The following is a 24,794-nucleotide window of genomic DNA, read 5'->3' on the forward strand; positions in this document are numbered from 1 at the left end:
TTCTTTCATCCGGTCAGGGATTGCGTCCCGAGCACGGTGAGCAGCGCGAGCCGCTCGGCGGCTTCGGAGCCGGGTTCGGCCGTGTAGACCATGATGTGCAGGTCGCAGCCTTCGACGGTCAGCACGTCACAGTCGAGTTCGACCGGCCCGACCGAAGGATGGTCGATGATCTTGCGTGCGGACTCGTGCCGTCCGACGGCACCGGAATCCCACAGCCGCGCGAACCGCGGGCTCCCGCCGCGCAGTTCCGCGATCAGCCGGGTGAGCCGCTGATCTGCCGAGTAGCGGGCGGCCGCCGAGCGCAGGTCCGCGACGAGGACGGCTTCGAAGGTCCGCAAGGATTCCGGGGTGTGCCGGGCACGCGTGCCCTCGCCGAGGAAGTGCCGCCAGACGGCGTTGCGCTCGAATCCGCGCACCTGGGACGGATCACCCATCAGGGCGGCGTACGGCGGGTTCGCCGACAGGAGCGTCCAGGTGGCGTCGAACACCGCGACGGGAATCCCGGTCATCCGGTCGATCAGCCGCTGGACCCCGGGAGTGAGGTACGCGGAGGCGACGTCCGGTCCCGGCACCGCCAGCCCGGCGAGACCGAACAGGTGGGCTCGTTCGGGCGCGGAGAGCCGAAGCGCCCTCGCCAGCGCCTCGACGACCTGATCGGACGGATGCGACGCGCGGCCTTGTTCCAGCCGGGTCACGTAGTCGACGGAAATCCCCGCCAGCATGGCCAGTTCCTCGCGGCGCAGGCCGGCCGCGCGCCGCTGACCGCCCTCGGGCAGGCCGACGTCCGACGGCGAGACGCGGTCGCGCCAGCGTCGTACCGCCCGCCCGAATTCCGTCGCCGCCATGCCCGCCAGTCTGCCCCGATCCCCCGGGAGGTGCCTGGTACCGCGAGTCCCAGGAAGATCGGTCGACTGGCTGTCCGGGTCTCACCGGGACGACGCTGATCCCATGACCACGACACTGATCACCGGGGCCAACAAGGGCCTTGGCCGTGAGACCGCCCGTCGCCTCATCGCCGACGGCCACACCGTCTACCTGGGCAGCCGCGACGCCGAACGCGGCCGCCGCGCCGCCGAAGAACTGGGCGCGCGCCTGGTCTTGCTCGACGTCACCGACGACGCGTCCGTCGAGGCGGCCGCGAAGACCATCGAGGCCGAGGGCGGGCTGGACGTCCTGGTCAACAACGCGGGCGTGGAAAACCGGCCCGTGCTCGGCGCCGCCGAGCTGACGGCGGACGAGCTGCGCACGACCTTCGAGACCAACGTGTACGGCACCGCCCGGGTGACGCACGCGTTCCTGCCGCTGCTGCGGCGCTCCGCCGCACCCGTGGTGGTCAACGTCAGCAGCGGCCTCGCCTCCCTCACCGGGCTGACCATGCCCGACTCGCCGTCGTACGCCTATCCGGGCGTGGCGTACCCGGCGTCGAAGGCCGCGGTCAACGTGCTCACCATCCAGTACGCCAAGGCGTTCCCCGGGATGCGGATCAACGCCGTCGAGCCGGGCTACACCGCGACCGACCTCAATGGACGGTCGGGGCATCAGACCGTCGAGAAGGGTGCCGAGATCATCGTCCGGATGGCCTCGCTCGGACCGGACGGCCCGACCGGCGGCTACTTCGACGACTCGGGGCCGCTCCCCTGGTGAGTCCAAACCGCCTCGAAATCGGCGCAGACCACCACGATCGACCCGCCGATCAGCTGGATCTCGTGACGGCAGCCCCGCTCGTGCGGCAGGGTCTCGTCGAGCTGGACCGGCCCCTCACCGGACTCGAGACGCAGTTCTCCGACACGGTCGTAAGTGATGGTGAGGACCACGGGAGTGCCTTCGTGCCAGGAGAACCGGGCGGTGACCGTCAGTTCCCGGTTCTCCCGCGCGAAGTCGACCGAGACGAGGTGCAGATCCTTGACGCAGCGGTCGCCGAAGAAGCTGTAGTGGTCCGGGTCGGTGGCGAACCGGGCCGCACCCGGCGGCAGTTCGGCCGCCAGGTCCGGCAAGCGCTCCAGGTAGGCGGTGGGGTCGAGGAAGAACCCCGTCGGCTCCGGAACGATCTTGATGTACTCCATTCCGGCAGTTTCCCAGGTCACTTGCCGCCGAGCTTCGACCGCCGCTCCGTCAGCTCGTCGACGAGCCGGGTGATCTCGACCTGCCCGATCGCTTCGGCCACCACGGAAACCGATGCGATGCTCTCGATCCGATACTGGACCGGCACCCCGCCCGAGGCCCGCGACTGCGCTTCCGCGTCCGCCTTCTTCTCCGCTTCGACGGCCGCGAAGACCCCGCCCGCCCCGCCGTTGACACAGCTGATCGAGCCCGAGCCGTTCAGCGGCAGGGTCGCCGTGTTCCGGCAACTGCCCGCCGAGCGGCCGCCGATGGTCACGTTCGCGGTCATCGTGGCGTTGACCTGGCCGGTGACCTTCCCGCCGCTGTTCGCCGACGCGGAGTTGGACACGTTCGCGGTCACCGTGCAGCCCGAGGCGCTGCACGCGACCGTGGCCGCGCCGTCCATGTCGAACCGCACACCGGTGTCGACGGCGTTGGACAGTTTCTTGGTGTTCGACGTCAGGTCTTCGTAGACGGCGTCGGTCTCTTCGGGCGACAAAGCGTCCACATCGGACTCACCGAGGGCGGCGCCGGAAGGCATCTGGGGCCGCGATTCCGCGTCGGGCATCGTCGGGAGCTTCGGGACCGACGGCGTCCCGCCGGGCACACTCACGGAGTAGCGGAGCAGCCGATGCGGCGCTTCCTTCGAGACGTACAGGACACCGGCGGGCGTGCTCGCCTTGATCGCCGGGACGTCACGGACGGTCTCGTTCTGGTCGTCCTCGATCTCCTTCGCCCGTTCCAGCGCCTCGCGCAGGCGGCCGGCGAGTTTCTCCGGGGACTCGAACTGCTGCAGGACCGGGCCGAACAACGCGTCCTCGCCAGTGATCCACCGGTCCTTGAGATCCTCGGCCCCGGACGAGTCCGCTCGCGACCCGGGCAGCATGCCGTCGGGCGCCTTGAAGTAGACCTTGCCGCCGACGACCAGGATCTCGATCTTCCTGCCCTGGAAGGACATCGTGCCGGACGTCTCGCCGAACGCGGTGGTCTTGACGTCCGTCTTGATCATCCCGCCGACCGCGGAGGTGCTGTTCCGGACCGCCGGTGCCGAGGACAGCGCCGCCAGTGCCTGCTCGAAGGGCTCGCGACCGGCTTTCGAGGGCCACAGCAGCCAGGTGGTCAGTCCGGCGAGGAGCACCAGCACCAGCCCCGCGATCCCGCCGAACAGCAGCCACCGCCGGGTTTTCCGGACGGGCGGCGCCGGGGCCGGTTGGGGTACCCAGCCCTGCGGCGGCGGCCACTGCGCGCCTTGGGGTGGGAATGAGTGCTCCACGTCGCCTCCATCGCTGAAGTCACCAGACGACGTCACGCTAGGGAGGGATGATGAAAACTTGATGAAACGCGATCAGGTGAAACGGTAGGGCGCGGGAGGCGGGGCGCTCAGCGCGTACCGGACGGCTTCGGCGCGCGAGTGGAAGCCCGCTTTCGCGAACAGGTTGTTGATGTGGGTCTTGACGGTGGCCTCGCTGATCACCAACCGCGCGGCGATCTCCGGATTGCGCAGGCCCTCGCCGATCAGCCCGAGGATCTCCGTCTCCCGCGAGGTGAACCCGAACCGGTCGCCCTCGTCCGCCGCGCGGACCCGGCGTGACGCGAGGGTGAGGAGCCGTCGCTGGACCTCCGGGGCGAGCACGACCTGCCCGTCGGCGGCGGTGCGCACGGCCTGTTCGATCTTCGCCCGGTCGGCTTCCTTGGTCAGGTACCCGCTCGCACCGGCTTCGAGCGCGGCGAGGATCGATTCGTCGTCGTCGAGGCTGGTCAGCACCACGACCTGGACCTCCGGCGCCGCGGCCTTGATCCGGCCGGTCGCCTCGACGCCGTTCAGCACCGGCATGTGGAGGTCCATCAGCACGACGTCCGGCGTGTGCCGGGAGACCGCGGCGAGGGCCTCCTCGCCGTTGGTGGCCGTCGCGACGACGGTGAGGCCGTCGGCGAGGTCGAGCATCACCGCGAGGGCTTCCCGCACGGACGCCTGGTCGTCGACGACGACGAGCGAGACGGTCACCTCGGCACCTCCGGTCAACGTCGGGTCATCCTGGCCTGCAGATCGTCGAGGAACGGAGAGGTGGTGTGCGCCTTGCCGTCCTCGCCCTTCTTCCAGACGATACGGCTGTCGGTGCGCATCGCCCTGGCGAGTACCACGACACCCTCCACGAGCATGCCCACGCCGATGGTCAGCATGACACTGTTCCCGCCGGAGGGGACTCCGGTGATCAGGCCCAGCAGCAGGTTCGCACCGACCTTGGCGGCCACGTTCAGCGCCCACAGCACGATCGTGAGCCAGGTGTAGCGCATGTGCGCGACACCGTCTTGCCGGTAGAGCCGGATGCTCACGCCCCGCAGCACTCCGAACAGGACACTCACCGCGAGGGTGACGACCAGGAACACCACCGCGGTCGCGGATTTCACGCTGTCGTCCACATCGGACAGCCCGATCACGGCGAGGATCGCGGGCAGCAGCAGCATCCGCTTGGCCTCGGCGACGTCCCCGGCCAGTCGCCGGATCAGGATGTATCCGACGGCGGCGACGATCAGGACTATTTCGACAGGTGTGCTCACGTTTACCCCCTCGGGCCGGTTTTCGAAGACACTCCGACGCTAGGGCGGTGATCGCGGGAAGTCGTGCGGCGGCGGCCGTATCTTCGGGTGGAGAACCGTCTCCACCCAGGGAGCATCGATGACCGGAAGCGCGACGGTGCTACGCCGCGAACGGATCGCCGACAGGCTGATCCGGCCCGTCCTGATCACGGCGGCGATCGGGGTGACCGGGGTCAGGATCTTCACCCATGAAGTCCATTTCCGTCCTTGGACGACGGCGCTCTTCTTCGTCGTCGCGCTCTTCGCCGTGGTCTCGCTCATGCCCTGGAACCGGATTCCGGCGCGGACGCAGACCACCCTCGCGAGCGGATACGCCGTCTCCGCGGCCGTGCTCCTCGCCTTGGCCCCGCAGACCTTCGCGCCGATGTTCGCCTACCTCGCCGCCGCGGTCGCCGGGATCAAACTCGCCTCCCGCACCGCGGCGATCTGGATCGCGGTACTCGACGCCGTCTGCTGTGCCGTGGCGGTCGCCGTGGTCGGCGCGGTGACTCCGGCGGCAGACGACTGGCCGTGGTGGCTCGCGCTTTCGGTGGGCCTGCCGGTGCTGCTGGGCATCGCCCGCCGAGACCGGCGTAACGCGCTCTTCAACGCCGAACGCGCCGCCTCCGAAGCCCGGCGGGCCGCCGCCTCCGAGTCGCGGGAGGCCGCGCTGCTGGAGCGGACGCGGATCGCGCGGGAACTGCACGACGTCCTCGGCCACTCGCTGACCGGGATCGCCCTGCAACTCGACATGGCCGACGCCCTCGACACGAAGGGCAGGGACGCGGAAGCCGGCGAGGCCGTGCGCCGCGCGCGGTCGCTGGCGGTGGACGGTATCGGGCGGATGCGGCAGGCGGTGCACGAACTGCGCGAGGGCGCCCTGCCGCTGGAGGACACCCTGGCCGCCCTGTGCGCGGGAGAGCTGGTGCCGTTCGAGGTCGAAGGCTCCGCCGGACCGCTCGGCGGCGGCGTCGCGCACACCCTGGTCCGCGCGGCGCAGGAGGCGCTGACGAACGCGGCCAAACACGCGCCCGGCACCGGACGCGCGGTGAAACTCGTGTTCTCACCGGAAACGGTCACGCTCGTCGTCACGAACGGCCCTGCCGGACGACGCGCGGCGCCGGACACCGGCGGCGGGATGGGACTGGTCGGGATGCGGGAACGGGCGACCGCGCTGGGCGGGTCGGCGCAGGCGGGCCCGGCGCCGGACGGCGGCTGGACGGTCGAAATCCGGCTGCCCCGCATGGGGTGAGCCCCCGGCCGCGCCGGGCGGACGCGGCCGAGGACCCGGGGTCAGCTCTTGCGCGCGAACGAGATCCGGTGCAGTCCGCCCGGCGTTTCGTCGGCCAGGTACAGCTCGCCGTACTGGTCGGTGCCGAACGTGGTGGCGTCGAGCGGGAACTCGCCGATCCGGGCGCTTTCGTAAGTGCCGTCGGCCTTCTTGCGGACGGCCCACGCCGTGCCCTGGCAGAAGTCGGTGGCGACTTGCCGCGGTAGACGTGCCCGCCGATGACCGCGCAGCCCTCCGCGCCGGAGATGTAGTGGAAGACCGGGTCGGTGAACGTCGCGCCGTCCTTGCACCGCGTCTGATCGAACACGACCGGCCCCTCCTTGCAGGACCAGCCGAAGTTCGCGCCGCCCTTGCCCGCGGCGAGGTGGTCGACCTCCTCGAACCGGCCCTGCCCGACGTCGCCGATCCACAGCGAGCCGTCGGCCGGGTCGAAGGAGAAGCGCCACGGGTTGCGCAGCCCGTACGACCAGATCTCCGCCCGCGCGCCCGCGACACCGGCGAACGGGTTGCCCGCCGGGACGCAGTACCGCAGCGGACGGCACGCGCGGTTGACGTCGACGCGCAGGATCTTGCCCAGCAGCGTGTCCAGCCGCTGCCCGCTGGCCAGCGGATCGCCCCCGCCGCCGCCGTCGCCGATCCCCCAGTACAGGTATCCGTCGGGGCCGAACGCCAGCTGGCCGCCGTTGTGGTTGGGGAACTCGGAATGCGGCTGGGTGATCAGCTCGGTGAGCTCGCCGGTGTCCGGCCGGACCCGCGACAGGGTCACCGCGCTGTCGGACTTGCGGGTGTACGCGACGTAGACCCGCTTGTCCTTGGCGATCGCCAGCCCGAGCAGCCCGCGTTCGACGTCCGCACCGTTCACTTTGGCGCTGATGTCCAGGAACGGTTTGGCGGCGAGCCCGGTCCTGGGATGGTAGGCGCGGACGACGCCCCTCTTCTCCACGACGAGGATCCGGCCGCTCCCGTCGTTGAGCGCCGTGATCGCGGTGGGGTTCACCAGGCCGGACGCGACCTGGGTCGCCGTGGCGGTCAGCTCGCCGAGCGGAACACCCCGCGCTTCCCGGGGTTCCGCGCTGCTCGCGGCCGGGAGCAGCGCTCCGGCCAAGGCGAGCCCGGCCACCAGGGACAACCCCCGGCGTAGGTGCCGTCGCGTCATGTGGACTCCAATCACCGATGAATGGTCTGGTCCAATTCAACAGCGGCCGGAGCAGCGGCGGTACCTCCATCCGCGAGCTTTTCGTCGGTTTGTTTCTGACCCGTCCGAGCGATGGATTTGCGGCCGGGCACCACCGGAATGGACACCATGCGCCCCGCGAGTTGTTGGCGACATGCCGGTGAAGGGCAACACATTCGAGTGAAGTACACGGTCAGCGGTGTGAGACTGAACGCCCATGCCTTTGTCTGGAGGATCGGGATGGAGCCTGGACGGCCAGGGTCCTCATGTCGGGCGACGATCGATCAGCTGTGCGGGCGGCGATGATCCGGTGACCGAGAACGACGACAGTGCTGGCGAACCAGCCGATTCCGAGGAGGACGGGGATTCCCCCGGCCCACGGGAAGCCGAGCTCGTTCGTCTCTACAACGACGGCGCGACGATCCACAGCCTGGCTCAGCGCTACGGACTGAGTTACCAAAAGGTACGAACCACTCTACTGGCCGCCGCCGTCACCTTTCGACCTCCGAAGATCCAGCTACCGCCCACGCCGCCAGGTCTCGTCAACGCCTACCTGTCAGGCAGGAGCATCCGGCAGCTGGCGGACATCCACGGCATGAGCTACAACCAGACCCGCCGGATCCTGCTCGCGGAAGGCGTGACCCTCCGCCCCCGCGGACGACAGTAGCCACCCTCGCCGACAGTTCGAGGCCGGTTCTCCGGGCGAGCGCCACACCCGGAGAACCTAGATCCTACGCTCAGCGAACGACTTCCATCATCACGCTGAGTACACAATCCAAATGTCGAGTCCGTTCACGGTCGACTGCTCCCTTTCATGTCCGCTATCGTGTGTCGACTCAGCAAGATCAGGTCACATCTTTAAGCTTACGAAGCGCTCTTTCACGTATTGAGCAGGCTTTGACCGGATGATCTCGCTAGAGACGAGGGCAGCTTACAACCACTCTCAGAGAGTCCGGCGACGGGCCATCACACTTCTGCGCATTCGTTGCCAGCGACACGCCACACGAAGGTTTGACATGCAGTTTCTCTCTGCGTTCGCGCAAGTTTCCGGCCCCGGACACCGGTGGCGCGGGCCACCCACGGGCGGCCGTCAACCCCATCAGAGACGCACACCCTGAATCTACTCTCCGGTAATCGCGGAATCGGCCTAATTCGCGAAAAAGATTCAGCACTGAAGGATGCACAAACCGCGCCGAAGAACGACTCTGAGTAGCAAGCAGCCGGACTGGACTACACTTTTCAGCGATTACTAACCGGTACCATCAAGCGCGGTTCGCGCGAAGGATCCGGAGATGCGGCGAGGGCATCGCCACCGTGTCCCCCTCGCCCTCTCGCGCCGCCGGGACGAGCGACTCACTCGCATCCAATTCGGCCAGCCGCACCTCGATCGCTTCGGCCTTCGCCTTCCGCGCCCGGCCGCGGAACAGTTCCGCCGCCTCCCGCCACAGCTTCCGCGCGTCGTCGGGGTTGCCGTGATCGCAGACAATCATGGCCAAAACGGACAAAGCGCGCGCTTGGCCGGTCGCGTGCTGCGACCGGTTCGCCAGATCGACCGCCCGATGCGCGTGCCGCAACGCCGCCCGGTCGTCGCCTTCGGCGTGCCGCAATCGAGCGAGAAGGGTGTTGAGTTTCATCACCGTCGGCAGTGGGCTCGCCCCGACCAAAACCGTCGCCGCGTGGCATTCCGCCGACGCTGCGGCAAGCCTGCCGAGCTGGACCAGCAGCGCCCCGAGTGCGATGTGCGTCCGCATGAGCTCGGTGGCATCGCCGGCCTCGTGCCCGCGCCGCAGAGCCTCCCGATACACACCGAGCGCCTCTTCGTCGTGGCCGCCCATCTCGACCAGCGCGTCGGCGAACCGCCGTTCCGCGATGGCGCACAACATCGGCTCGCCCAGTTCACGAACGGACGGGAGCACCTTCCGGTAGTTCTCGACCGCTTCAGCCGCGCGACCGGCATGGAGATGCACGCGGGCGAGATTCAACCGGACCGTCGCGCTGCCGACCGCGATCCCGTGGGCGTCGACCAGCTCGAGTGCGCGCAGCAGGCACTCCTCGGCCGCGTCGTCGGCGCCGATCAGCATGTGCACGACCGCCAGATCGTTCAAGCACGAAGCCAACGAGCCCACGTCGCCCTGTGCGGCCGACGCGCGGACGGCGATGGTCAACCCCTCGACCGCGTCGGGGAAACGCCCCTGCAGCATGAAGAATTCCGTTGTCATCGCGGGGAGAACGCACGAGATACCGTTCAGGACGCCCTCCGACGCCGCGATGATCGCCATCAGTGAAGTTCGTTCCCTCAGCACCCATTGCCGCGCTTCGGCGACGGTGCGAAATCCGGGCGTCGGCGCCGTCGACACCATCGGAGGCAGGTTCAGCAGTTCCTTGTGCGGGAACTGCAGCCGGTACGCGTCGACGACCATCCGCAGGGAGAACTCGAACATCTTCCTCCGCGCGAGGTCCACATCGGACAGCCGGGCGGCCAGAGACGCGGCGTAGAGGTGCAAAAGATCGTGCACGCGATAGCGATCGAGGTCGGCGGGGTGCTCGATCAGATGAGCGGCGACCAGCACGTCGAGCGAACGTCGCACTTCCGGCACCGGGCGCCCGTCCGCCGCGGCGATCGCGTCACCGGTCAATTCGGCGCTCGGATGCAGGCCGATCAGCGCGAACACCCGCTGTTCGGCAGGTTGAAGCGCTTGATAGGAAAGGGTGAAGGCGGACCGCAGGCTCGTCCCCGGCCAGTCTCCCTCGTCACCGAGGTCCAGCAGCATCTCGGCCGCGCGCAACTGGCTCGCCAAGGTCCGCATCCTGGTACCCGCGCGCGAGACCGCGCGTTCGGCCACCAGCGTCAGCGCCAACGGGTTGCCCCCGCACAACCGCACCAGCTCTTCTACGCCCTCGGCGTCGTCTCGCGCGCGGGGGCCGATTCGCCGGGCCAGCAGGGACGAGGAATGCCTGTCCTCGAGGGGATCGACCTTGATCACCGGCGGGGTCAGCTTCGCCGACAAGGACTTCAGCCGCCACCGCGAAATGATCAGCACCGTGCACGAAGACAGGACACCCAGCAACGGGGCCACCTGATCGGTACTGCGCACATTGTCGAGGATCACCAGCATCGAACGCCGGGCCAGCAGGCCGGTCAGTTTGGCCGCGCGTGCGATGGGATTGACCACCTGATCGACCGGAAAGTCGAGCAACGACAACAAAGTGTCGACGATCTCTCCCGCGTCGGCCCGCGCGGCCTGACCGTCACCGCGAAGATCCAGCATGACCGCACCGTGCCGATAGCGTCGTTCGGCGCGGTGGGCCCATTTGGCCGCCAAGGTCGTCTTCCCGACTCCGGGCCCTCCGTTCACCACCACGACGCCGGGCCGCGGCGCGCCCGCCGAATCGGTCGTGCAAGCGTCGAGCAGGGCGATCAGGTCGGCTCTTCCCGCGATATCGTCGACGTCCGGAGGCAGGTGCCGGATCACCTGGTCCGCGGGCTCGGCGGAATCGGGAATCGCCGGCCTCTGCCGCGGAATAACCCGGTCCGGCCGGATGAGCACTTCCTCGTTGACGGTTCGCAGTTCTTGCGCCGCCCTTGTCTCCCCCGCTTCCCGGTAGCGGGCATGAGCCGCCCGGAAGAAGTCGGCGGCTTCGGCAGGCTGGTCGGCCTCGGCCAGCGCGCGAATTCTCAATTTCGCGAAGCTCAGCTCCATCGGATGCGCCTGCTCGAGTTCCGCCAGTTTCCGCACCGCGGCCTCCGCTTGGCCGGTCGCCAATTGTTCGGCGATGACGAACGCATTGGCCGGGATCCAGTCGCTGCGGACCCACCGTGTGCGCCATCCGTCGGCACGTTCCGTCCGCAGATCGGCCAAGGCGTCGTCACGGCACAATCGGACGGCCGCCAGCGCTTCGATCAGCGCGCGGTCGTGCTGACCGAGTCCACGGAAACGGCGGGCCTTGTCCATCATGGCCAGGAATCCGACGTGGTCGATCAGTCCGGGGTCGATTTCCAGCAGACAATGCCCTTTTCCCACAATCACCTTTGCGGGCACGGATTTTTCGTGGAACGCCTGGCGCAGCTTCGTCGCGTTCTGGTGAAGTGTGGAGAGGGCGTTCCGTGGTGGCCCCTCGTGTTCTTCCCAGACCCAGTCCACGACGACGTCCAGCGGCAGCCGGCGGTTCGGCGCGGTCAGCAACGCGGTCAGCACCTGCTTCGGCCGCGGAGCCGCCCAGTTCACGTCCACATTCCCGTGCAGAAGCATGGCCGTTTGCCCGAGAATTCCGAATGCGATTTCCACGAGTACTCCCCTTCCCCATGGCGAACCCGGGTTCGCCACCCCTGTCCCGCCGGATCATTTTTCCACCCGACGGCACATAAGGCCAGGTCATCGACATAATTGTCAAACATGACCGATCACCGTTGATCGATTGTCAATGAACCGAGAACGGCGCGAAGCCGTTTTCTTCACGTGCACTCCCACGCTGGCTACGGATACCGACGTTGCGGCGAGGGGAAATGTCATGACCGAGTTATCGTGGGTCCGTAGTCCGGTGGGAAGTCCCGACCGGCACTGGGCGACACGCAAGGGCGTCAAATCCGTGCTGGTGCTGATCCCGCACATTGTCGCCGGAAACCGGCTTCTCGATCTGCTCCCGCTCCTGGAGGCCGACCACCGGCTGCAGGTCGTCTTCACCCTGGCGGAACCGTGGGAGTCCTGGCGCGCCACTGACGATTTCGTGAACGCACTCGGCGGGATCGTCTTGCCCTGGGCGCAGGCCCGGCGCGGCGAGTACGACCTCGTCCTCGCCGCCAGCCAGCGTGGCATCGACGAGGTCGCCGGGCCGGTGCTGCTGATCCCGCACGGCGGCGGGTTCGGCCAGTACCGACCGTGGCGGCCTCCTGGGGCCGGAGACGGCTGGAGGCCCCAGATCGGGCTCGAAGCGGGCCAGCTGATGCGGGAAGGACGGGTGCGCGCCGACTCGATCGTGCTCGTCCACGACCGCGAGATGGACGTCCTCGCCGAGACCTGCCCCCGCGCCGTCCCCGCCGCCGTCGTCGCGGGTGACATCGCTCTGGACCGGCTCACCGCCAGTCTTCCGTTTCGCGATCACTACCGGCGCGGCCTCGGCGTGCCCGACGACCGGCGTCTGGTGGTGGTCACCTCGACCTGGTCCGACCGCTCGGCCTATGGGCGCCACCCCGACCTGTTCGAGCGGGTACTCGACGAACTCCCGCCCGACCGGTTCCGGGTCCTCGGGGTTCTTCACCCCCAGATCTGGTCGCACCACGGTGCTTGGCAGATTCGCTCGTGGCTGGCGGGCAGCCTGCGGGCCGGGCTCGCCCTCCTGCGCCCCGAAGGAAGCTGGCAGGCCGCCTTGATCGCCGCCGACCACGTCATCGGCGACTACGGCTCCGTGACCGGCTACGCGTCCGGCATCGGCAAACCGGTACTCCTGGCCGTGGACGGCACTCAGCCGCTCCTGCCCGGCACTCCCGGCGCGGTCATCGCCGAGAAAGCCCCGAAGTGGGATCCCCGCCGTCCCCTCGTTCCTCAGCTGAGCGAGGCGGAGTCCCCCGGCCTGGCCGACCGTGTCCGTGCGTCGCTTTCGTCCCGGCCGGGCCGCGCCGGATCGATTCTGCGCACCGAGATGTACCGTCTCCTCGGCTTGGCCGAACCCGCCCGGAGGGTGCCGGTGTCCCCGGTCCGGCTGGCGGAGGTGCTGCCGTGCTGATCTCTGGTTCGCTTCACAGTGGCGTCGACGCCGGGGAGACCTCGTTCCTCTTGTCCACTGCCGGCGACGGCGTCCCCGCTTCTCTCGCCGACGTGCTGGTCCACTCCGGACAGTGCCAGGTCTCGACCGCCCGCGCCGCGATCGCGAACGCTTTCGGCAGGCTGCCCGGTCTCACGGTCGTCGCTGTCGCGTGTTCGCACGGGCGCTGCGTTCTCGGCGACCGCACGGGAGACATTGTCGTCATCCGATGCGATTCCGCCGAACTGGCGGGCGCGGGCGCCTGTCTATGGGTGCTCGCCCGCCGCAGACTCCGGCTGCTGCGGTCGATCACGTTCGTTCAACACGTCCAGCCGGGCCTGCGTCCACTCGACTCTCAATCCACCGACCGGACGGCACAACTCCAATGCCTTGATCAGATGGCGGCGAGCGGTGTCGGGATCACCTTCGAGTTCGGCGACTTCCGCGAAGACCAGCAGCACGTCGGCCTGGTAGACGGCCGAGCCTGACTTGTCGAGCACCGCGGCGGCGCGTTCGAGCTGTTGCTTCGCCGCGGTGAACTCCCCTGCCTGGGCGTCGAGCCGCGCCAGCAGGACGGTGACCTTGGCCTCGTCCTTCACGTCGCCGATCTCCAGGAATATTTCTCGCGCGAGGCGCAGGTGCCGAGCGGCGTCGGTGCCCCGGCCCGCCTGCAGCAGCGCTTCACCGATCCGGCGATGCCGCTGGGCAACGCCGCGATCGATCCCGAGTTCTCCTTCGATCACCAGGCTTTCGTTGAAGAACTCGACCGCCCGGCCGAAGTCACCGCGTCCTTGGGCCGCCATGCCCAGCTGGTCCAGTGCCACGGACTCGTTGTGACGGCTTCCGGCCCCTCTCGCCAGCTCAGCCGCCTTCAGGCATTCGCTTTCCGCGGCTTCGAACCGGCCCAGATCCAGGTAGGCGCGAGCCAGTTGACAGCGCAGCCGCGCTTCGGCCACCGCTGCGGCGCACCGGTGCGCCGCAGCGATGCCTGTCTCGTGCGTCCGGATCCACAGCTGATAGTGCTTGCGATGGAGGAACAGTTCCCAGAGCGCTTCGCACAGTTGCCAGGTCAGTTCGTCGTGCCGCAGCGCGAATGTCTCTTCCAGCACCTTCACGATGTCCAGCAACCGGTCGTCCAGCCAGCGAAGGGCCTCAGCCCCTGTGGCGAACAGCGGCGGTGAATCCTCATACCGGGCGCGGACCGTGCTCACCCGCCAGCGCATCGGGATCACCACCAGGTTCGCCCGGGTCATCCGGTGCAGATACCAGTCCGCGATCCGGGGGACGACTTCGAATCGTTCGTCGTCGGGCAGCGCCCGCGCGTGCAGCCGCACCAGATCGTGGAAGCGGTAGCCGTCCTCGCCGATCTCCTCGAGGAGGCTGGCATCCGCCAGCACCTGGAGCCCGTCCGCGGCCTCGTAGTCGGAAACCCTGACGGCGGCGGCCGCCGCTCCGACTTCGACCGTCGGTCCCGGATGCTCGCTCGCGAGCCGGTAGAGCCGGGCGGCGTGGGGCGGCAGCGCCGAATACGACGAATCGAAAGTGGCCGTCAACGACGCCTCGCCCACCGGCGACAGCCTCGTCAACCGCACTCGTTCGTCCCGGAGCTCCGCCACCATCCTGGCCACCGGCCACTTCGGCCGCGATGCCAATCGCGCACCAGCCACCCGGAGCGCGATCGGCAGCCGCCCGCACAACACGGCCAGTGCCGTGACGTCGGGCAGTTCGTCGGCCACCCTCGACTCCCCCACCGATCGCATCAGCAGCTTGACCGCGTGTTCCTGGGGCAGAGGCGCCATGTCGACGAACCTCGCGCCCTCCGCGTGCAGGCCGTCCAGCCTCAATCTGCTGGTGACCACCACGACGCAGTCCGACGAGGCCGGGATCAGCGGTCTGACCTGGGCGGCCGAGATCGCGTTGTCCACCACCAGCAGCAGGCGCATTCCCGCCGTGGTGGTCCGGAACAGCGCCGCCTGCTCGGCCAGCTCGACCGGCACCCGCTCGGGAGGGACACCGAGTGCGCGCAGGAACGCTCCGAGCGCCTCCTCGGGTGGGACGGCCGTCTCCGGGGAGAACCCGCGCAGATCCGCGTACAGCTGCCCTTCCGGGAAACGTCCGGCGTTCCGGACCGCCCAGGTGACGGCGAGTGCGGTCTTGCCCACTCCCCCGGGGCCGACCACCACGGTCACCGCGGGCAACTGATCGATCGAGTCGTCCTCCTCGCCGGCGGCGGCCGAGTCGAGCGCCGCGAGTTCGGCGGTCCTGCTGGTGAAATGCGCGGGGATCGGGGGCAACTGCCGGGGGATCGGGGCACCGGGGGACGGTCTCTCGACAGCCGCCGCTCCGAGATCATCTCCCATGGCCGTACCCCGACCGGTGGCGATTCGAGCCCGAATCGTATCGCCGCAATTCTTCACGACCGATGAAGCAATTCCATTTCAGGTGCAATCGTGAATTGATCACCGAAGATCGCATGCTCGTGATTCCCCCACACGGGCCTATTTTGTTGTGCACACAGTACCCGGACGCGGTTCCACCTCGTGCCGCACTCTCATGCCTCATCCGAGAACTTCTGACAAATCCTCGAACCTCCCTGTCTACCTCGCCGCCGGGAGCTTTCCCCTGCACAGCAGGCAGATCTACCCGAAAGAACCAAAAGTTCCGGCATGCGGAAGCGCTGGATGCACCTGAACGCGGGAGGATGGACAGCGCCACCACGCACTGTGACATCCGACACTGTCCCCCATCTTCGTCTGCCGCGCTCACGAATACGCGGAATCCACGGATGCGACGAGCCGGATGTCAATCGATAAAGAACGCTACCGTGATCGATTCCGAATCCGTCGCGGGACATGCCGGGCCGGATTATCAATTTCGAGTGATCTTCGGGTCGAATGCCCGAAGAACACTCCGGCCGCTGACCTGGCGCTACGAGTTGCCCGCCCCGGAAGGTCATCTACTCGCCCAAGATCATTCTCGCGCCGTTCACTCTTCTTTCGGGGCAATTCGGACATCGGCCATACCCCGGAGTAGCCACATGTGTGGCCTCTGTATGCTCCGCTCTCGCTCGATGGGATTACTGATCCCCCATCCGGGCGAGCCGTTGCGGTCGGGGCCTGTGGTCGCAAGCGGCACTGGCATTCGTGGTCCGTATCGGATGGGAGACACATGCACGGCAGGTCAGTTCTGGTTCGCGGCGGGATCGCGGTCGCTTCCGCGGCCGTCGCGATGACGATGGCCGCTCCGGCCGCACTCGCCGAGGACGGCGCGGCACGGGGCCGGGTCATCGACAAGGCCGGCGAGAGGGGCTACAGCGTCAACTTCGGGGACCCCAAGCACTACGTCCCGGAGCTGTTCGAGCTGAAGCTCTCCGACGGCAGCAAGCTCAAGATGTACTGCGTTCAGATCGAAGTCAACATGCGCACCGACCAGGACATGATCGAGCGCCCGTGGAACAAGTACCCGGACGCCGCCTCGCCGTTCAACAAGAACAACGCGAAGATCAACTGGGTGCTGCACCACGGCTACCCGTCGGTCGGCGTGAAGGCCATCGAGGGCACGCTCGGCAAGAAGTCGGTCAAGTTCAACGACGGTCTGTCCACCGGCGAGGCCGTCACCGCGACTCAGGCGGCCGTCTGGCACTTCAGCGACGGCAAGGACTTCGACCGCGACAAGCCGCTGATGGACGCGGACGCCAAGTCGTCGGCCGACGTGCTCGCCCTCTACGACTACCTCACCGGCAAGGACAACGTCGGCATCAGCGCGCAGCCGAAGCCGACCCTCGACATCGGCCCGGCCAAGGCCTCCGGTGCGACCGGCAGCAAGATCGGCCCGTTCAGCATCGCCACCACCGGTGACATCACCGAGCTGACCAGCAAGCTGCCCGAGGGTGTCAAGGTCGTCGACGCCGACGGCAAGGAGATCAAGGCCGCCGCCATCAAGGACGGCACCAAGGTCTTCGTCGACGTCCCCAAGGACGCCAAGGACGGCAACGGCTCGTTCTCGCTGAAGGTGAGCGGCCACCTCGACACCGGCCGCCTGTTCGTGGGCGAGAACTACGACAAGGTCCCCGCCCAGTCGCTGATCGTCGCGGACTCCGAGAAGACCTCGGTCACCGCGAACGCCACCGCGAGCTGGAAGCAGGGCGGCGCGCCCGCCACCGAGACCCCGGCCCCCACCACCCCCGGTGGCGCCGAGTCGGGCGGCGGTGACGAGCTGGCGAACACCGGTGCTTCCGCGACCCTGCCGCTGGTCATCGGCGGCTCGCTCCTCGGCGCGGGTGTGCTGATGGTGCTGCTGGTCCGTCGTCGCCGCAGCCAGGCGTAAGAAACGAACCCGAAGCGGGGCCGGTCCATTGTGGACCGGCCCCGCTTTTTCGTGACCGACGGCGTTCGGGTCTCGTGAGTGGTAAGGACGGTTAGAACGGACCGGTATTACCCACACCTGACCAGCGCGAAGGCGAAGTGGCAGCGGCGGCGCGGTCGAGTTTCGGTCACCGGTCGTAGTGCGTGCCCGGCGTGTGCCCGAAGGCGCGGCGGAAGACGTCGATGAACGCGCTGGTGGACGACCAGCCGCAGGCATGCGCCACCGCCGTCACCGGAGTGTTCTCGGCCAGAAGGACCAGCGCGCGGCAGAGCCGCAGCTGCGTGCGCCACTGCGGGAAGGTCATGCCGAGGTCGGCCTTGAAGAGCCGGGCCAGGGTGCGATCGCTCGCTCCGACCCGGGCACCGAGGGCGGCCAGAGTCCGGTTGTCGGCCGGATCGGCGCTCAGGATCTCGCACAGGGCGCGCAGCCGCGGGTCTTGCGGCGTCGGCAGGTGCAGAGGCTGCTGCGGTGAGGCGCGGAGCCGATCGAGCAGGACCGCGCGCAATCGACGGCGTTCGGGGCTGTCGTCGTGCGGCGGATCGGTGTAGGCGCGGATCAGCTCGCGCAGGAGCGGGCCGACTGCCAGGACGCTCGGTTCGTGCAGCCTCAACGGGTTCTCGGTGGCCGGCAGGCCGACCAGACGGAGTTCGAGGTCGCCGTGCGCCTGATGGGCGTGCACGGTCCCGGCGGGCACCCAGATGGCCCTGGTGGCGGGAGCGACCCACGAGCCCTTGTCGGTGGTGATGGCCAGGACACCACGGGCCGCGTAGACGACCTGGTGCTCGTCGTGGCGGTGCGCGTCGATGACCGCGCCGGAGGCCAGGGACCGGACCTGGGTCGGCGCCGCGGGAAGGTGGCGGATTTCCGTCATCGGTTGTCAATTTATCGGAAGCGCGACACCGCCGCTCACAGCGAGCATGACGGGGTGTCAAGGAACAAAGCGATCATCCTGTTGTCGGCAGGGCACGCGTGCGTGGACGTGTACCAGGGTTCGGTGGCCGCGCTCGTGCCCTTCTTCGCCGCCGAACGCGCCTACGGATACGCGGCGGTGTCGGGCATCGTGCTCGCCGCGTCGCTGCTCTCGTCGGTCGCGCAGCCGTTGTTCGGCGCGCTGACCGACCGGTGGGCGATGCCCTGGCTGCTCCCGTCGAGCACGATCCTCGGCGGGCTGGGCATCGGACTCGGCGGGCTCGTCGACTCCTACGCGCTGACGCTCGTTTTCGTCGCCGTGTCGGGGATCGGGGTGGCCGCCTACCACCCCGAGGCGGCTCGGGTCGCGAGGATCGCCGGAGGCGGCGGGCATACGGCGATGGGCTGGTTCTCCCTCGGCGGGAACATCGGATTCGCCGCCGCCCCGGTGCTCGTCACCGCGGTCATGGCCCTCGGCGGGCTCCGCATGTCGCCACTGCTCGTCCTGCCCGCCCTGGCCGGTTCCGTGCTCTGCCTCCCCGTATTGCGCGCACTCGCCAGGACCGCCCACACCGGCGGCCCGGCGGCGGACGTCGTGGGGGTCGACGACTGGAGGTCGTTCACCAAACTGTCGCTGGCCGTCGTCTTCCGTTCGATCGTGTTCGTCGGGCTGAGCACGTTCGTCTCGCTCTACGCCCAGCAGCGCACCGGCGGCGGCACGACGACGGGCAGTGCCGCGCTGTTCCTGCTCTATCTCGGCGGGGCCGGAGGCACCCTGCTGGGCAGCAGACTGGCCGGCCGGTGGGACCGCGTCACCGTGGTGCGCCGCTCGTATCTGGGCACCATCGCCGCCGTCGCCGGGGTCGTGCTGGTGCCGGGTCCGGCGTTCTTCCCGTTCGTCCTGCTGGCCGCCGTGGGCCTGTACATCCCGTTCTCCCTGCAGATCACGCTCGCCCAGGACTACCTCCCCCGCCGGGTCGGCACCGCCAGCGGTGTCACCCTCGGCCTGACCGTCAGCATCGGCGGTCTCGCGAGCCCGGTCCTCGGCACGATCGCCGACCACACCTCGTTGCGGACGGCGTTGATCCCGTTGATCGCACTGCCGTTTTTGTGCTGGATCACAACCAGGACCCTGTCGGAGCCGTGCTCCGTCCAAATCGGAACGTCTCGCCGGGAGGCGATATCAAAGTCGTGACAATAAATGGTGTACGCCTCTGTACATCATCAGTTACCGGCTGGTAGGTTCCGAGCATCCAAAACGTGATCCACTTCATGATTCAAAGGGGAGTCATGACCCGAAAGCCCGCTCGCCTGCTGGCCGTCGCGATCGCTCTCGTCGTCACTTTCGCCGCCGCGCCCGCCGCCTCCGCCGCCCCCGCGACCGATCCGTTCTACAGCTACAGCGGCAGTGAACCACTGTCGTCGTTCAGCCCCGGAACCGTCTTGAAGACCCGGACGCTGAATTACCACGTGATCGGCATTTCCACGCCGCTCAAGGTCACCCAGTTGCTCTACCGGACCACCGACGCGCTGGGGAAACCGTCCGCCAACGTCACTTCGGTGGTGCGCAGCCTCACCGGTGACAACACCAAAGCCGTTTCGTACCAATCGTTCTACGACTCGCTCAACCCCGAGCACGGCCCGTCGAGGGCGATCGCCGGCGACGTTTCGTTCGGCGGACTGATCGCCAACGCGGAGGCGCTGTTCGTCGCACCCGCGCTACTGCTGGGCTACAACGTCGTCATTCCCGACACCGAGGGCCAGAAGGCGAACTTCGCGGCCGGTCCGGAATACGGGACGAACACCCTGGATTCGGTCCGCGCCGCGACGCGGGCGCCGGAAACGGGAATGAACGACAAGACCAAGTTCGGTCTCATCGGCTATTCGGGTGGTGCCATCGCGACCGGCTGGGCCGCCGCGCTCGCGCCGACTTACGCGCCCGAGGTCAACAAGAATCTGGTCGGATTCACCGAAGGCGGAGTGCTCGTCAAACCGTCGCACAATCTCAAGTACGTCAACGGAAGCATCGCCTGGACCGGCGTCATTCCGATGGCTCTCATCGGGGTCTCGCGCTCCTTCGAGATCGATCTCAAGCCGTACGCGAATTCTTACGGCCTCAAGGTGCTCAAGGACCTGGAGAAGGCGTCGATCGCCGACGCGCTCGGCCGCTATCCCGGGCTGACGTGGGAGAAGTTCGTCAAGCCCGAGTACGCCAACCCGAACAAGGTGCTGCCGTACATCGAGGCCGTGAACAAGATCAACCTCGGCTCCGCGCCGACGCCCACCGTGCCCGGCTACATCGCGCAGGGCAACAACGGTGTCGTGGAAGGCACTTTCGGCAACCCGCCGGGTATCGGGACCGGTGACGGTGTGATGGTCGCCGGCGACGTGCGCTCGCTCGCCCGGCAGTACTGCGACACCGGCAACAAGTCGATCAAGTACGACCAGTACAACACGCTGAGCCACGTCGGGGCGGCGGTCGCCTGGGCGCCGCAGGCCATCGGCTGGCTCAACGACCGGTTCGCGGGCAAGCCCGCGCCGTCCACCTGCGGAAAGATCGCACCCGGCAACTCGCTCGCCCCGGAGGTGCCGGTCAGCTAGAACGACGCTCCGTCCGTGAAGGCCTCCTTCCCCACCCTGACAGTGGGGAAGGAGGCCTTCACGGTTGTCTGGACCGGTACCGTGCTGCACGTGACCGAGCACCGCAAGCTGCCGAAGGGGCCGCACAACCTCAGCCGTGACGAGGTCGCCGGAACCCAGCGGGCCCGGCTGATCGACGCGGTACTCGAGAACACCGGAACGCGCGGCTACGTCGGCACCACCGTCGGCCACATCACCGCCACCGCGGGCGTGTCCCGGACTTCGTTCTACCAGCAGTTCGCCGACAAACAGGACGCGTTCCTCGCCGCCTATCGCGAGATCACCACCGAGTTCATCGCGCAGGGGGTCGCCGCGGGCGCCGAGGCCGCGACCCCACTGGACGCCGTCGCCGCCTGCTGCGACTTCCTCGTCGACTACGTGCACCGGCGGCCCACCGCCGTCCGGGCCGCCCTGCTGGAGATCTACGCGCTCGGCGACGCGGGGCTCGAAGCGCGGGAGAACACCTTGCGCGCCGGGGAGGCCGTCTTCGACCGGACGGCGAAATGGCTGCGTGCCACCGATCCCGCGCTGCCGTCACCGCCGCCGTTCACCGCGCGGACGGTCATCGCCGCCACGATCGAGCTGATCACGCAGGCCATCTGGAACGGCACCGAAGACGCCTACGGCCAGGCACGCGAAGCCGTCCGCTACACCTGGCTGCTCGGCTTGTTCGGGCACCGGAGCGTCGACGCCTGATCACTTGCGGGCGAAACGCCGCCGTTCGAAGTCGACGATCAGCTTCGGGTAGAGCCGCGGGAGCAGCCGGACGAGCCTGTCGACCAGTTTCGCGTCGTTTCCGACCAGCACGCGCGGTTTCCCGGCCTCGACCCCGTCGACGATGATGCGGGCGGCCTGATCGGCCGGCATCTTCAGCAGCTTTTCGTTGTACAGCCGGACACGTTCGAGCTGTTCGGCGGTGGGCTCGATACCGCGCGCCTGAGCTTCCTTCAACGCCGACGAGGCGATGCCGGTCTTGACCCCGCCCGGGTGGACGACCGTCACGCGCACCGGATGCCTGCCCGCGATCATCTCGGTGCGCAGGGCTTCGGTGAAGCCGCGGACACCGAACTTGCTGGCACAGTAGGCACTGAGGGTCGGCTGGGCCATGAACCCGTTGAGGCTGGAGACGTTGACGACCTGGCCGTCGCCGGAGTCGATCAGGTGCGGCAGGAAAGCCTTGGTGCCGTTGATGACGCCGAAGAGGTTGACCGCGAGTGTGCGGTCGTAGAGCTCCCACTCGGCGTCGAGGACGGTCTGCCCGCCACCGGCGACGCCGGCGTTGTTGTAGATCTGGTGCACCACACCGAACTGCCCGGCGACCGTGGTCGCGTACTCCTGGACGGCCGCCCGGTCGCTGACGTCCAGCGTGGCGCCCTGCACTTCCGCGCCGAGGGCCTTGACCTCGGCGACCGTTTCGGCCAGCCCCGTTTCGTCCACATCGGACACCGCGAGCCGGGCGCCGCGCCGCGCGAGTTCCAGCGCGAGCTGACGGCCGATGCCGGAACCGGCTCCGGTGACGACGGCGACCTTGCCGCGAACGCTGCTCATCGGGATTCTCCTGCCGGGTCGAGGGCCAGTTCGGCGGTGAGTTCGACGAGCCTGTCCACGAGGTCGGGGGCGATGTGGTGGCCCATTCCGGGGATTTCGACGTAGCGGGCACCCTTCACGGCCTTCGAGGTCGCCCGTCCGCCGCTGTGGTGGACCATGCGATCGGCGTTCCCGTGGACCACGACCGTCGGACAGGTGACGCGGCCGAGTTCCGCCGTCCGGTCGCCGCTGGCCTGGATCGCGCCGATCTGCCGGGCGATGCCGCTGCGGGCCCGCCTGCCTCCCGCCCGTTCCCACAGGCCGGTGGCCCAGGCCGTCTCGATGTCCTTGTCCAGTGGGAACTCGGCCGAGCCGAGGTGACCCATCATCGCCAGGTGGCCGACCACCGATTCCTCGACCGTCCGCGCGGGACGCCTCGCCATGCGCAGCAACGTCGACCGCGCAGGCTGCCCGACCCTGCGATGTCCGGTGGTCGAGAAGATCGACGTCAGCGACAGGACCCGGCCGGGATTCCTGGCGGCGACGGTCTGGGCGATCATGCCGCCCATCGACATGCCGACCAGATGCGCTTGTTCGACGCCGAGGTGGTCCAGCAGGCCGACGGTGTCCGCCGCCATGTCCCCCAGGTCGTACGCGTCCGGCAGGGGCCGCGCCAGCAGTTGCCGCAGCTTGCCGGGATTCGGCGCCTTGATGCGATCGGAGCGGCCCGCGTCGCGGTTGTCGAACCGGATGACGCGGAAGCCGCGGCCGGTGAACCCCTCGATCATCGGCCGCGGCCACGACGTGAGGTCCAGGCCGAGCCCGGCGATCAGCACCAGCGGGACACCGTCGGCGGGCCCGTCCTCGCGATAGCAGATCCGCGGGCCGCCGGGCAGGTCGGCGAAGCTGTCGGTCACGAGCCCACCGCTTCCCGGACCTTCGCGTGGGAGAAGTGCAGCTCGGGGTCGGTGATGTCGTCCGCGCGCAGCAGCTTGATGTCCGAGTGGTAGCTCATCGAGGTCAGCCACGGCATGCGGTCGCCCTGGCGCGGCAGCTGGCCGAGCGCACGCTGCACGTACCCGGCGGCGAAGTCCAGGAACGGCTTCGTGGGCATGTCCGGGTCGGCGAGGACGGGACGGCAGACGTCGTAGCCGTGGGTGTCCATATGCGCCAGCAGGCGGCAGAAATGCTCGCACAGCAGGCCGATCTTGAGCGTCCACGACGAGTTCGTGTAGCCGATCGCGAACGCGGCGTTCGGCACGTCCGAAAGCATCATTCCCTTGTACGCGACGGTTTCCGACAGGATCACCGGTTTGCCGTCGACGCTGAGGGTCGCCCCGCCGAACACCTGGAGATTCAGGCCGGTGGCGGTGATGACGACGTCCGCCTCCAGCTCACGCCCGGATTCGAGCAGGACTCCCTTTTCGGTGAAGGTCGCGATCTTGTCGGTGACGACGTCGGCCTTGCCCTTGCGGATGGCGGCGAACAGGTCGCCACCGGGCACCGCGCACAGCCGCTGGTCCCACGGGTCGTACGGCGGGTTGAAGTGCTCGTCGACCGGATAGCCCTTGGGAAGCTGCTTCTTGTTGACGTAGCGGATGAGCGAGCGGGCGAGTTTGGGGAACTTCTGGCAGAACTGCCAGACCGCGAGGCCCTTGCGGATGTTCTTGCGGCGGGTGAGCGCGTAGGCCCGCTCGTCGCCGAGGATCTTGCGCAGGCCGTTGGCGAGCTTGTCCTCGCGCGGCACCGGCATCACGTAGGTGGGGGTGCGCTGCAGCATCGTCACGTGCGCCGCCGTCGGCGCCATCGCCGGGATCAGGGTGACCGCGGTGGCGCCACTGCCGATCACGAGGACGCGCTTGCCCGCGTAGTCGAGGTCCTCCGGCCAGTGCTGCGGGTGCACGATCGTGCCGGTGAAGCGGTCCCGGCCTTCGAAGTGCGGGGTGAAGCCCTCGTCGTAGCGGTAGTAGCCGCCCGCGTTGAACATCCAGCCCGCGCTCAGGCGGGTGCGCTCACCGGTGTCGGTCCGCTCGATCTCGAGCAGCCACCGCGCCTCGTCACTCGACCAGGCGGCCGAGAGCAGCTTGTGGTGGTAGCGGATGCTGGGCTCGAGGCCGTTCTCGGTGACCGTCTCGCGCAGGTACGACAGGATGCGGGGCGCGTCGGCGATGGACTGCTTGTCCCGCCACGGCTTGAACTCGTAGCCGAAGGTGTGGAGGTCGGAATCCGACCGGATGCCCGGGTAGCGGAACAGGTCCCAGGTGCCGCCGGACGCGCCGCGGGCCTCCAGGATGGCGAACTTCTTGCCCGGATGCTCGGTCTTGAGGTAGCGCGCGGCCCCGATCCCGGAAATCCCGGCACCGATGATGACCACGTCGAGGTGCTCGACGGGTGTGCTCGTCGTCATGCGGTACTCCAGCCTCGTCTCGGTTCCCCTCACCATGCGGGTCGGCCGGGGAATTGCGCTAGCAC

Annotated in this window: 20 protein-coding genes and 1 pseudogene; 8 read left to right on the top strand and 13 right to left on the bottom strand. The window is 68.4% G+C overall.

Annotated elements, in window-relative coordinates; all coding sequences use genetic code 11:
* Positions 1-5: 5 nt before the first annotated feature.
* Positions 6-845, bottom strand: coding sequence for a helix-turn-helix transcriptional regulator (locus ACLJRM_RS34835; protein ID WP_410665509.1), 840 nt, complete (start codon positions 843-845; stop codon positions 6-8).
* A 103-nt stretch (positions 846-948) separates the two neighbouring features.
* On the opposite strand from ACLJRM_RS34835, the gene ACLJRM_RS34840 reads away from it, so the two are divergent.
* A complete protein-coding gene (locus ACLJRM_RS34840; RefSeq protein WP_410665510.1) occupies positions 949-1,644 on the top strand; it encodes an SDR family oxidoreductase in 696 nt (231 codons plus the stop codon).
* Here ACLJRM_RS34840 and ACLJRM_RS34845 read toward each other — a convergent pair.
* The 4 genes from ACLJRM_RS34845 to ACLJRM_RS34860 all read right to left on the bottom strand — a co-directional run bounded on the left by ACLJRM_RS34845 (position 1,611) and on the right by ACLJRM_RS34860 (position 4,659).
* Positions 1,611-2,063, bottom strand: coding sequence for a hypothetical protein (locus ACLJRM_RS34845; protein ID WP_410665511.1), 453 nt, complete (start codon positions 2,061-2,063; stop codon positions 1,611-1,613). The genes ACLJRM_RS34840 and ACLJRM_RS34845 overlap by 34 nt on opposite strands.
* 17 nt (positions 2,064-2,080) lie before the next feature.
* Entirely contained in the window at positions 2,081-3,373 is a 1,293-nt protein-coding gene (locus tag ACLJRM_RS34850) for an SON protein (RefSeq protein ID WP_410665512.1), read from the bottom strand.
* Between the two features lie 72 nt (positions 3,374-3,445).
* Complete coding sequence (locus ACLJRM_RS34855) at positions 3,446-4,105, bottom strand: response regulator (protein WP_101606169.1); 660 nt, start codon at positions 4,103-4,105, stop codon at positions 3,446-3,448.
* A 14-nt stretch (positions 4,106-4,119) separates the two neighbouring features.
* Entirely contained in the window at positions 4,120-4,659 is a 540-nt protein-coding gene (locus ACLJRM_RS34860) for a DUF1453 domain-containing protein (protein ID WP_101606168.1), read from the bottom strand.
* A gap of 118 nt (positions 4,660-4,777) precedes the next feature.
* Between ACLJRM_RS34860 and ACLJRM_RS34865 the strand changes: the two genes are divergently transcribed.
* Positions 4,778-5,929 carry a sensor histidine kinase gene (locus tag ACLJRM_RS34865; protein ID WP_410665513.1) on the top strand — a complete coding sequence of 384 codons (1,152 nt, stop codon included), beginning with the start codon at positions 4,778-4,780 and terminating at the stop codon, positions 5,927-5,929.
* 289 nt (positions 5,930-6,218) lie between these two features.
* Here ACLJRM_RS34865 and ACLJRM_RS34870 read toward each other — a convergent pair.
* A pseudogene (locus ACLJRM_RS34870) lies at positions 6,219-7,124 on the bottom strand (PQQ-dependent sugar dehydrogenase); the annotation flags it as partial.
* A gap of 328 nt (positions 7,125-7,452) precedes the next feature.
* Between ACLJRM_RS34870 and ACLJRM_RS34875 the strand changes: the two are divergent.
* Positions 7,453-7,809 carry a helix-turn-helix domain-containing protein gene (locus tag ACLJRM_RS34875; protein WP_410665514.1) on the top strand — a complete coding sequence of 119 codons (357 nt, stop codon included), beginning with the start codon at positions 7,453-7,455 and terminating at the stop codon, positions 7,807-7,809.
* 595 nt (positions 7,810-8,404) lie between these two features.
* On the opposite strand, the gene ACLJRM_RS34880 is transcribed toward ACLJRM_RS34875, so the two are convergent.
* The gene (locus ACLJRM_RS34880) at positions 8,405-11,428 is read right to left on the bottom strand and encodes an NB-ARC domain-containing protein (protein ID WP_410665515.1); all 3,024 of its coding nucleotides are present in this window, start codon (positions 11,426-11,428) and stop codon (positions 8,405-8,407) included.
* A gap of 223 nt (positions 11,429-11,651) precedes the next feature.
* Here ACLJRM_RS34880 and ACLJRM_RS34885 point away from each other — a divergent pair, with 223 nt between their 5' ends.
* Positions 11,652-12,863 (top strand): hypothetical protein, encoded by a 1,212-nt coding sequence (locus tag ACLJRM_RS34885; protein ID WP_410665516.1) that lies wholly within the window; start codon positions 11,652-11,654, stop codon positions 12,861-12,863.
* Between the two features lie 13 nt (positions 12,864-12,876).
* Here ACLJRM_RS34885 and ACLJRM_RS34890 read toward each other — a convergent pair whose 3' ends face one another.
* Complete coding sequence (locus ACLJRM_RS34890) at positions 12,877-13,089, bottom strand: hypothetical protein (protein WP_410665517.1); 213 nt, start codon at positions 13,087-13,089, stop codon at positions 12,877-12,879.
* A 58-nt stretch (positions 13,090-13,147) separates the two neighbouring features.
* Positions 13,148-15,241, bottom strand: coding sequence for a tetratricopeptide repeat protein (locus ACLJRM_RS34895; RefSeq protein WP_410665518.1), 2,094 nt, complete (start codon positions 15,239-15,241; stop codon positions 13,148-13,150).
* Positions 15,242-16,049: 808 nt separating this feature from the next.
* Here ACLJRM_RS34895 and ACLJRM_RS34900 point away from each other — a divergent pair.
* Positions 16,050-17,207: a Cys-Gln thioester bond-forming surface protein gene (locus ACLJRM_RS34900; RefSeq protein WP_410665519.1), complete on the top strand. Its 1,158-nt coding sequence runs from the start codon at positions 16,050-16,052 to the stop codon at positions 17,205-17,207.
* A gap of 166 nt (positions 17,208-17,373) precedes the next feature.
* Here the strand turns inward: ACLJRM_RS34900 and ACLJRM_RS34905 are convergent, their stop codons facing one another.
* Positions 17,374-18,117: a helix-turn-helix domain-containing protein gene (locus ACLJRM_RS34905; protein WP_410665520.1), complete on the bottom strand. Its 744-nt coding sequence runs from the start codon at positions 18,115-18,117 to the stop codon at positions 17,374-17,376.
* 54 nt (positions 18,118-18,171) lie between these two features.
* Between ACLJRM_RS34905 and ACLJRM_RS34910 the strand changes: the two genes are divergently transcribed.
* The 3 genes from ACLJRM_RS34910 (at position 18,172) to ACLJRM_RS34920 (ending at position 21,491) form a co-directional block, all read left to right on the top strand.
* Complete coding sequence (locus ACLJRM_RS34910; protein ID WP_410665521.1) at positions 18,172-19,350, top strand: MFS transporter; 1,179 nt, start codon at positions 18,172-18,174, stop codon at positions 19,348-19,350.
* Between the two features lie 95 nt (positions 19,351-19,445).
* Positions 19,446-20,756: a lipase family protein gene (locus tag ACLJRM_RS34915; protein ID WP_410665522.1), complete on the top strand. Its 1,311-nt coding sequence runs from the start codon at positions 19,446-19,448 to the stop codon at positions 20,754-20,756.
* A gap of 90 nt (positions 20,757-20,846) precedes the next feature.
* Positions 20,847-21,491, top strand: a complete 645-nt coding sequence (locus ACLJRM_RS34920) for a TetR/AcrR family transcriptional regulator (RefSeq protein ID WP_410665523.1) — start codon at positions 20,847-20,849, stop codon at positions 21,489-21,491.
* On the opposite strand, the gene ACLJRM_RS34925 is transcribed toward ACLJRM_RS34920, so the two are convergent.
* From ACLJRM_RS34925 to ACLJRM_RS34935, 3 genes are read right to left on the bottom strand one after another with little or no spacing between them, the layout of a single operon-like run.
* A complete protein-coding gene (locus ACLJRM_RS34925) occupies positions 21,492-22,343 on the bottom strand; it encodes an SDR family NAD(P)-dependent oxidoreductase (protein ID WP_101606158.1) in 852 nt (283 codons plus the stop codon).
* A complete protein-coding gene (locus tag ACLJRM_RS34930; protein WP_101606157.1) occupies positions 22,340-23,239 on the bottom strand; it encodes an alpha/beta fold hydrolase in 900 nt (299 codons plus the stop codon). Before ACLJRM_RS34930 ends, ACLJRM_RS34925 begins: the two co-directional genes overlap by 4 nt.
* Entirely contained in the window at positions 23,236-24,729 is a 1,494-nt protein-coding gene (locus ACLJRM_RS34935; RefSeq protein WP_101606156.1) for a flavin-containing monooxygenase, read from the bottom strand. Before ACLJRM_RS34935 ends, ACLJRM_RS34930 begins: the two co-directional genes overlap by 4 nt.
* Positions 24,730-24,794: the final 65 nt, after the last annotated feature.

Origin of the sequence: Amycolatopsis sp. lyj-84 (genome assembly GCF_046549075.1) — a bacterium.
Classification (GTDB): Bacteria; Actinomycetota; Actinomycetes; order Mycobacteriales; family Pseudonocardiaceae; genus Amycolatopsis.

What these genes read in the sequence shown, in the direction of transcription:
- ACLJRM_RS34845 (WP_410665511.1), bottom strand. Translation starts at nt 2,063, where the DNA reads ATGGAGTACATCAAGATCGTTCCGGAGCCGACGGGGTTCTTCCTCGAC.
- ACLJRM_RS34840 (WP_410665510.1), top strand. Translation starts at nt 949, where the DNA reads ATGACCACGACACTGATCACCGGGGCCAACAAGGGCCTTGGCCGTGAG.
- ACLJRM_RS34905 (WP_410665520.1), bottom strand. Translation starts at nt 18,117, where the DNA reads ATGACGGAAATCCGCCACCTTCCCGCGGCGCCGACCCAGGTCCGGTCC.
- ACLJRM_RS34895 (WP_410665518.1), bottom strand. Translation starts at nt 15,241, where the DNA reads ATGGGAGATGATCTCGGAGCGGCGGCTGTCGAGAGACCGTCCCCCGGT.
- ACLJRM_RS34885 (WP_410665516.1), top strand. Translation starts at nt 11,652, where the DNA reads ATGACCGAGTTATCGTGGGTCCGTAGTCCGGTGGGAAGTCCCGACCGG.
- ACLJRM_RS34835 (WP_410665509.1), bottom strand. Translation starts at nt 845, where the DNA reads ATGGCGGCGACGGAATTCGGGCGGGCGGTACGACGCTGGCGCGACCGC.
- ACLJRM_RS34915 (WP_410665522.1), top strand. Translation starts at nt 19,446, where the DNA reads ATGACCCGAAAGCCCGCTCGCCTGCTGGCCGTCGCGATCGCTCTCGTC.
- ACLJRM_RS34935 (WP_101606156.1), bottom strand. Translation starts at nt 24,729, where the DNA reads ATGACGACGAGCACACCCGTCGAGCACCTCGACGTGGTCATCATCGGT.
- ACLJRM_RS34900 (WP_410665519.1), top strand. Translation starts at nt 16,050, where the DNA reads ATGCACGGCAGGTCAGTTCTGGTTCGCGGCGGGATCGCGGTCGCTTCC.
- ACLJRM_RS34925 (WP_101606158.1), bottom strand. Translation starts at nt 22,343, where the DNA reads ATGAGCAGCGTTCGCGGCAAGGTCGCCGTCGTCACCGGAGCCGGTTCC.
- ACLJRM_RS34865 (WP_410665513.1), top strand. Translation starts at nt 4,778, where the DNA reads ATGACCGGAAGCGCGACGGTGCTACGCCGCGAACGGATCGCCGACAGG.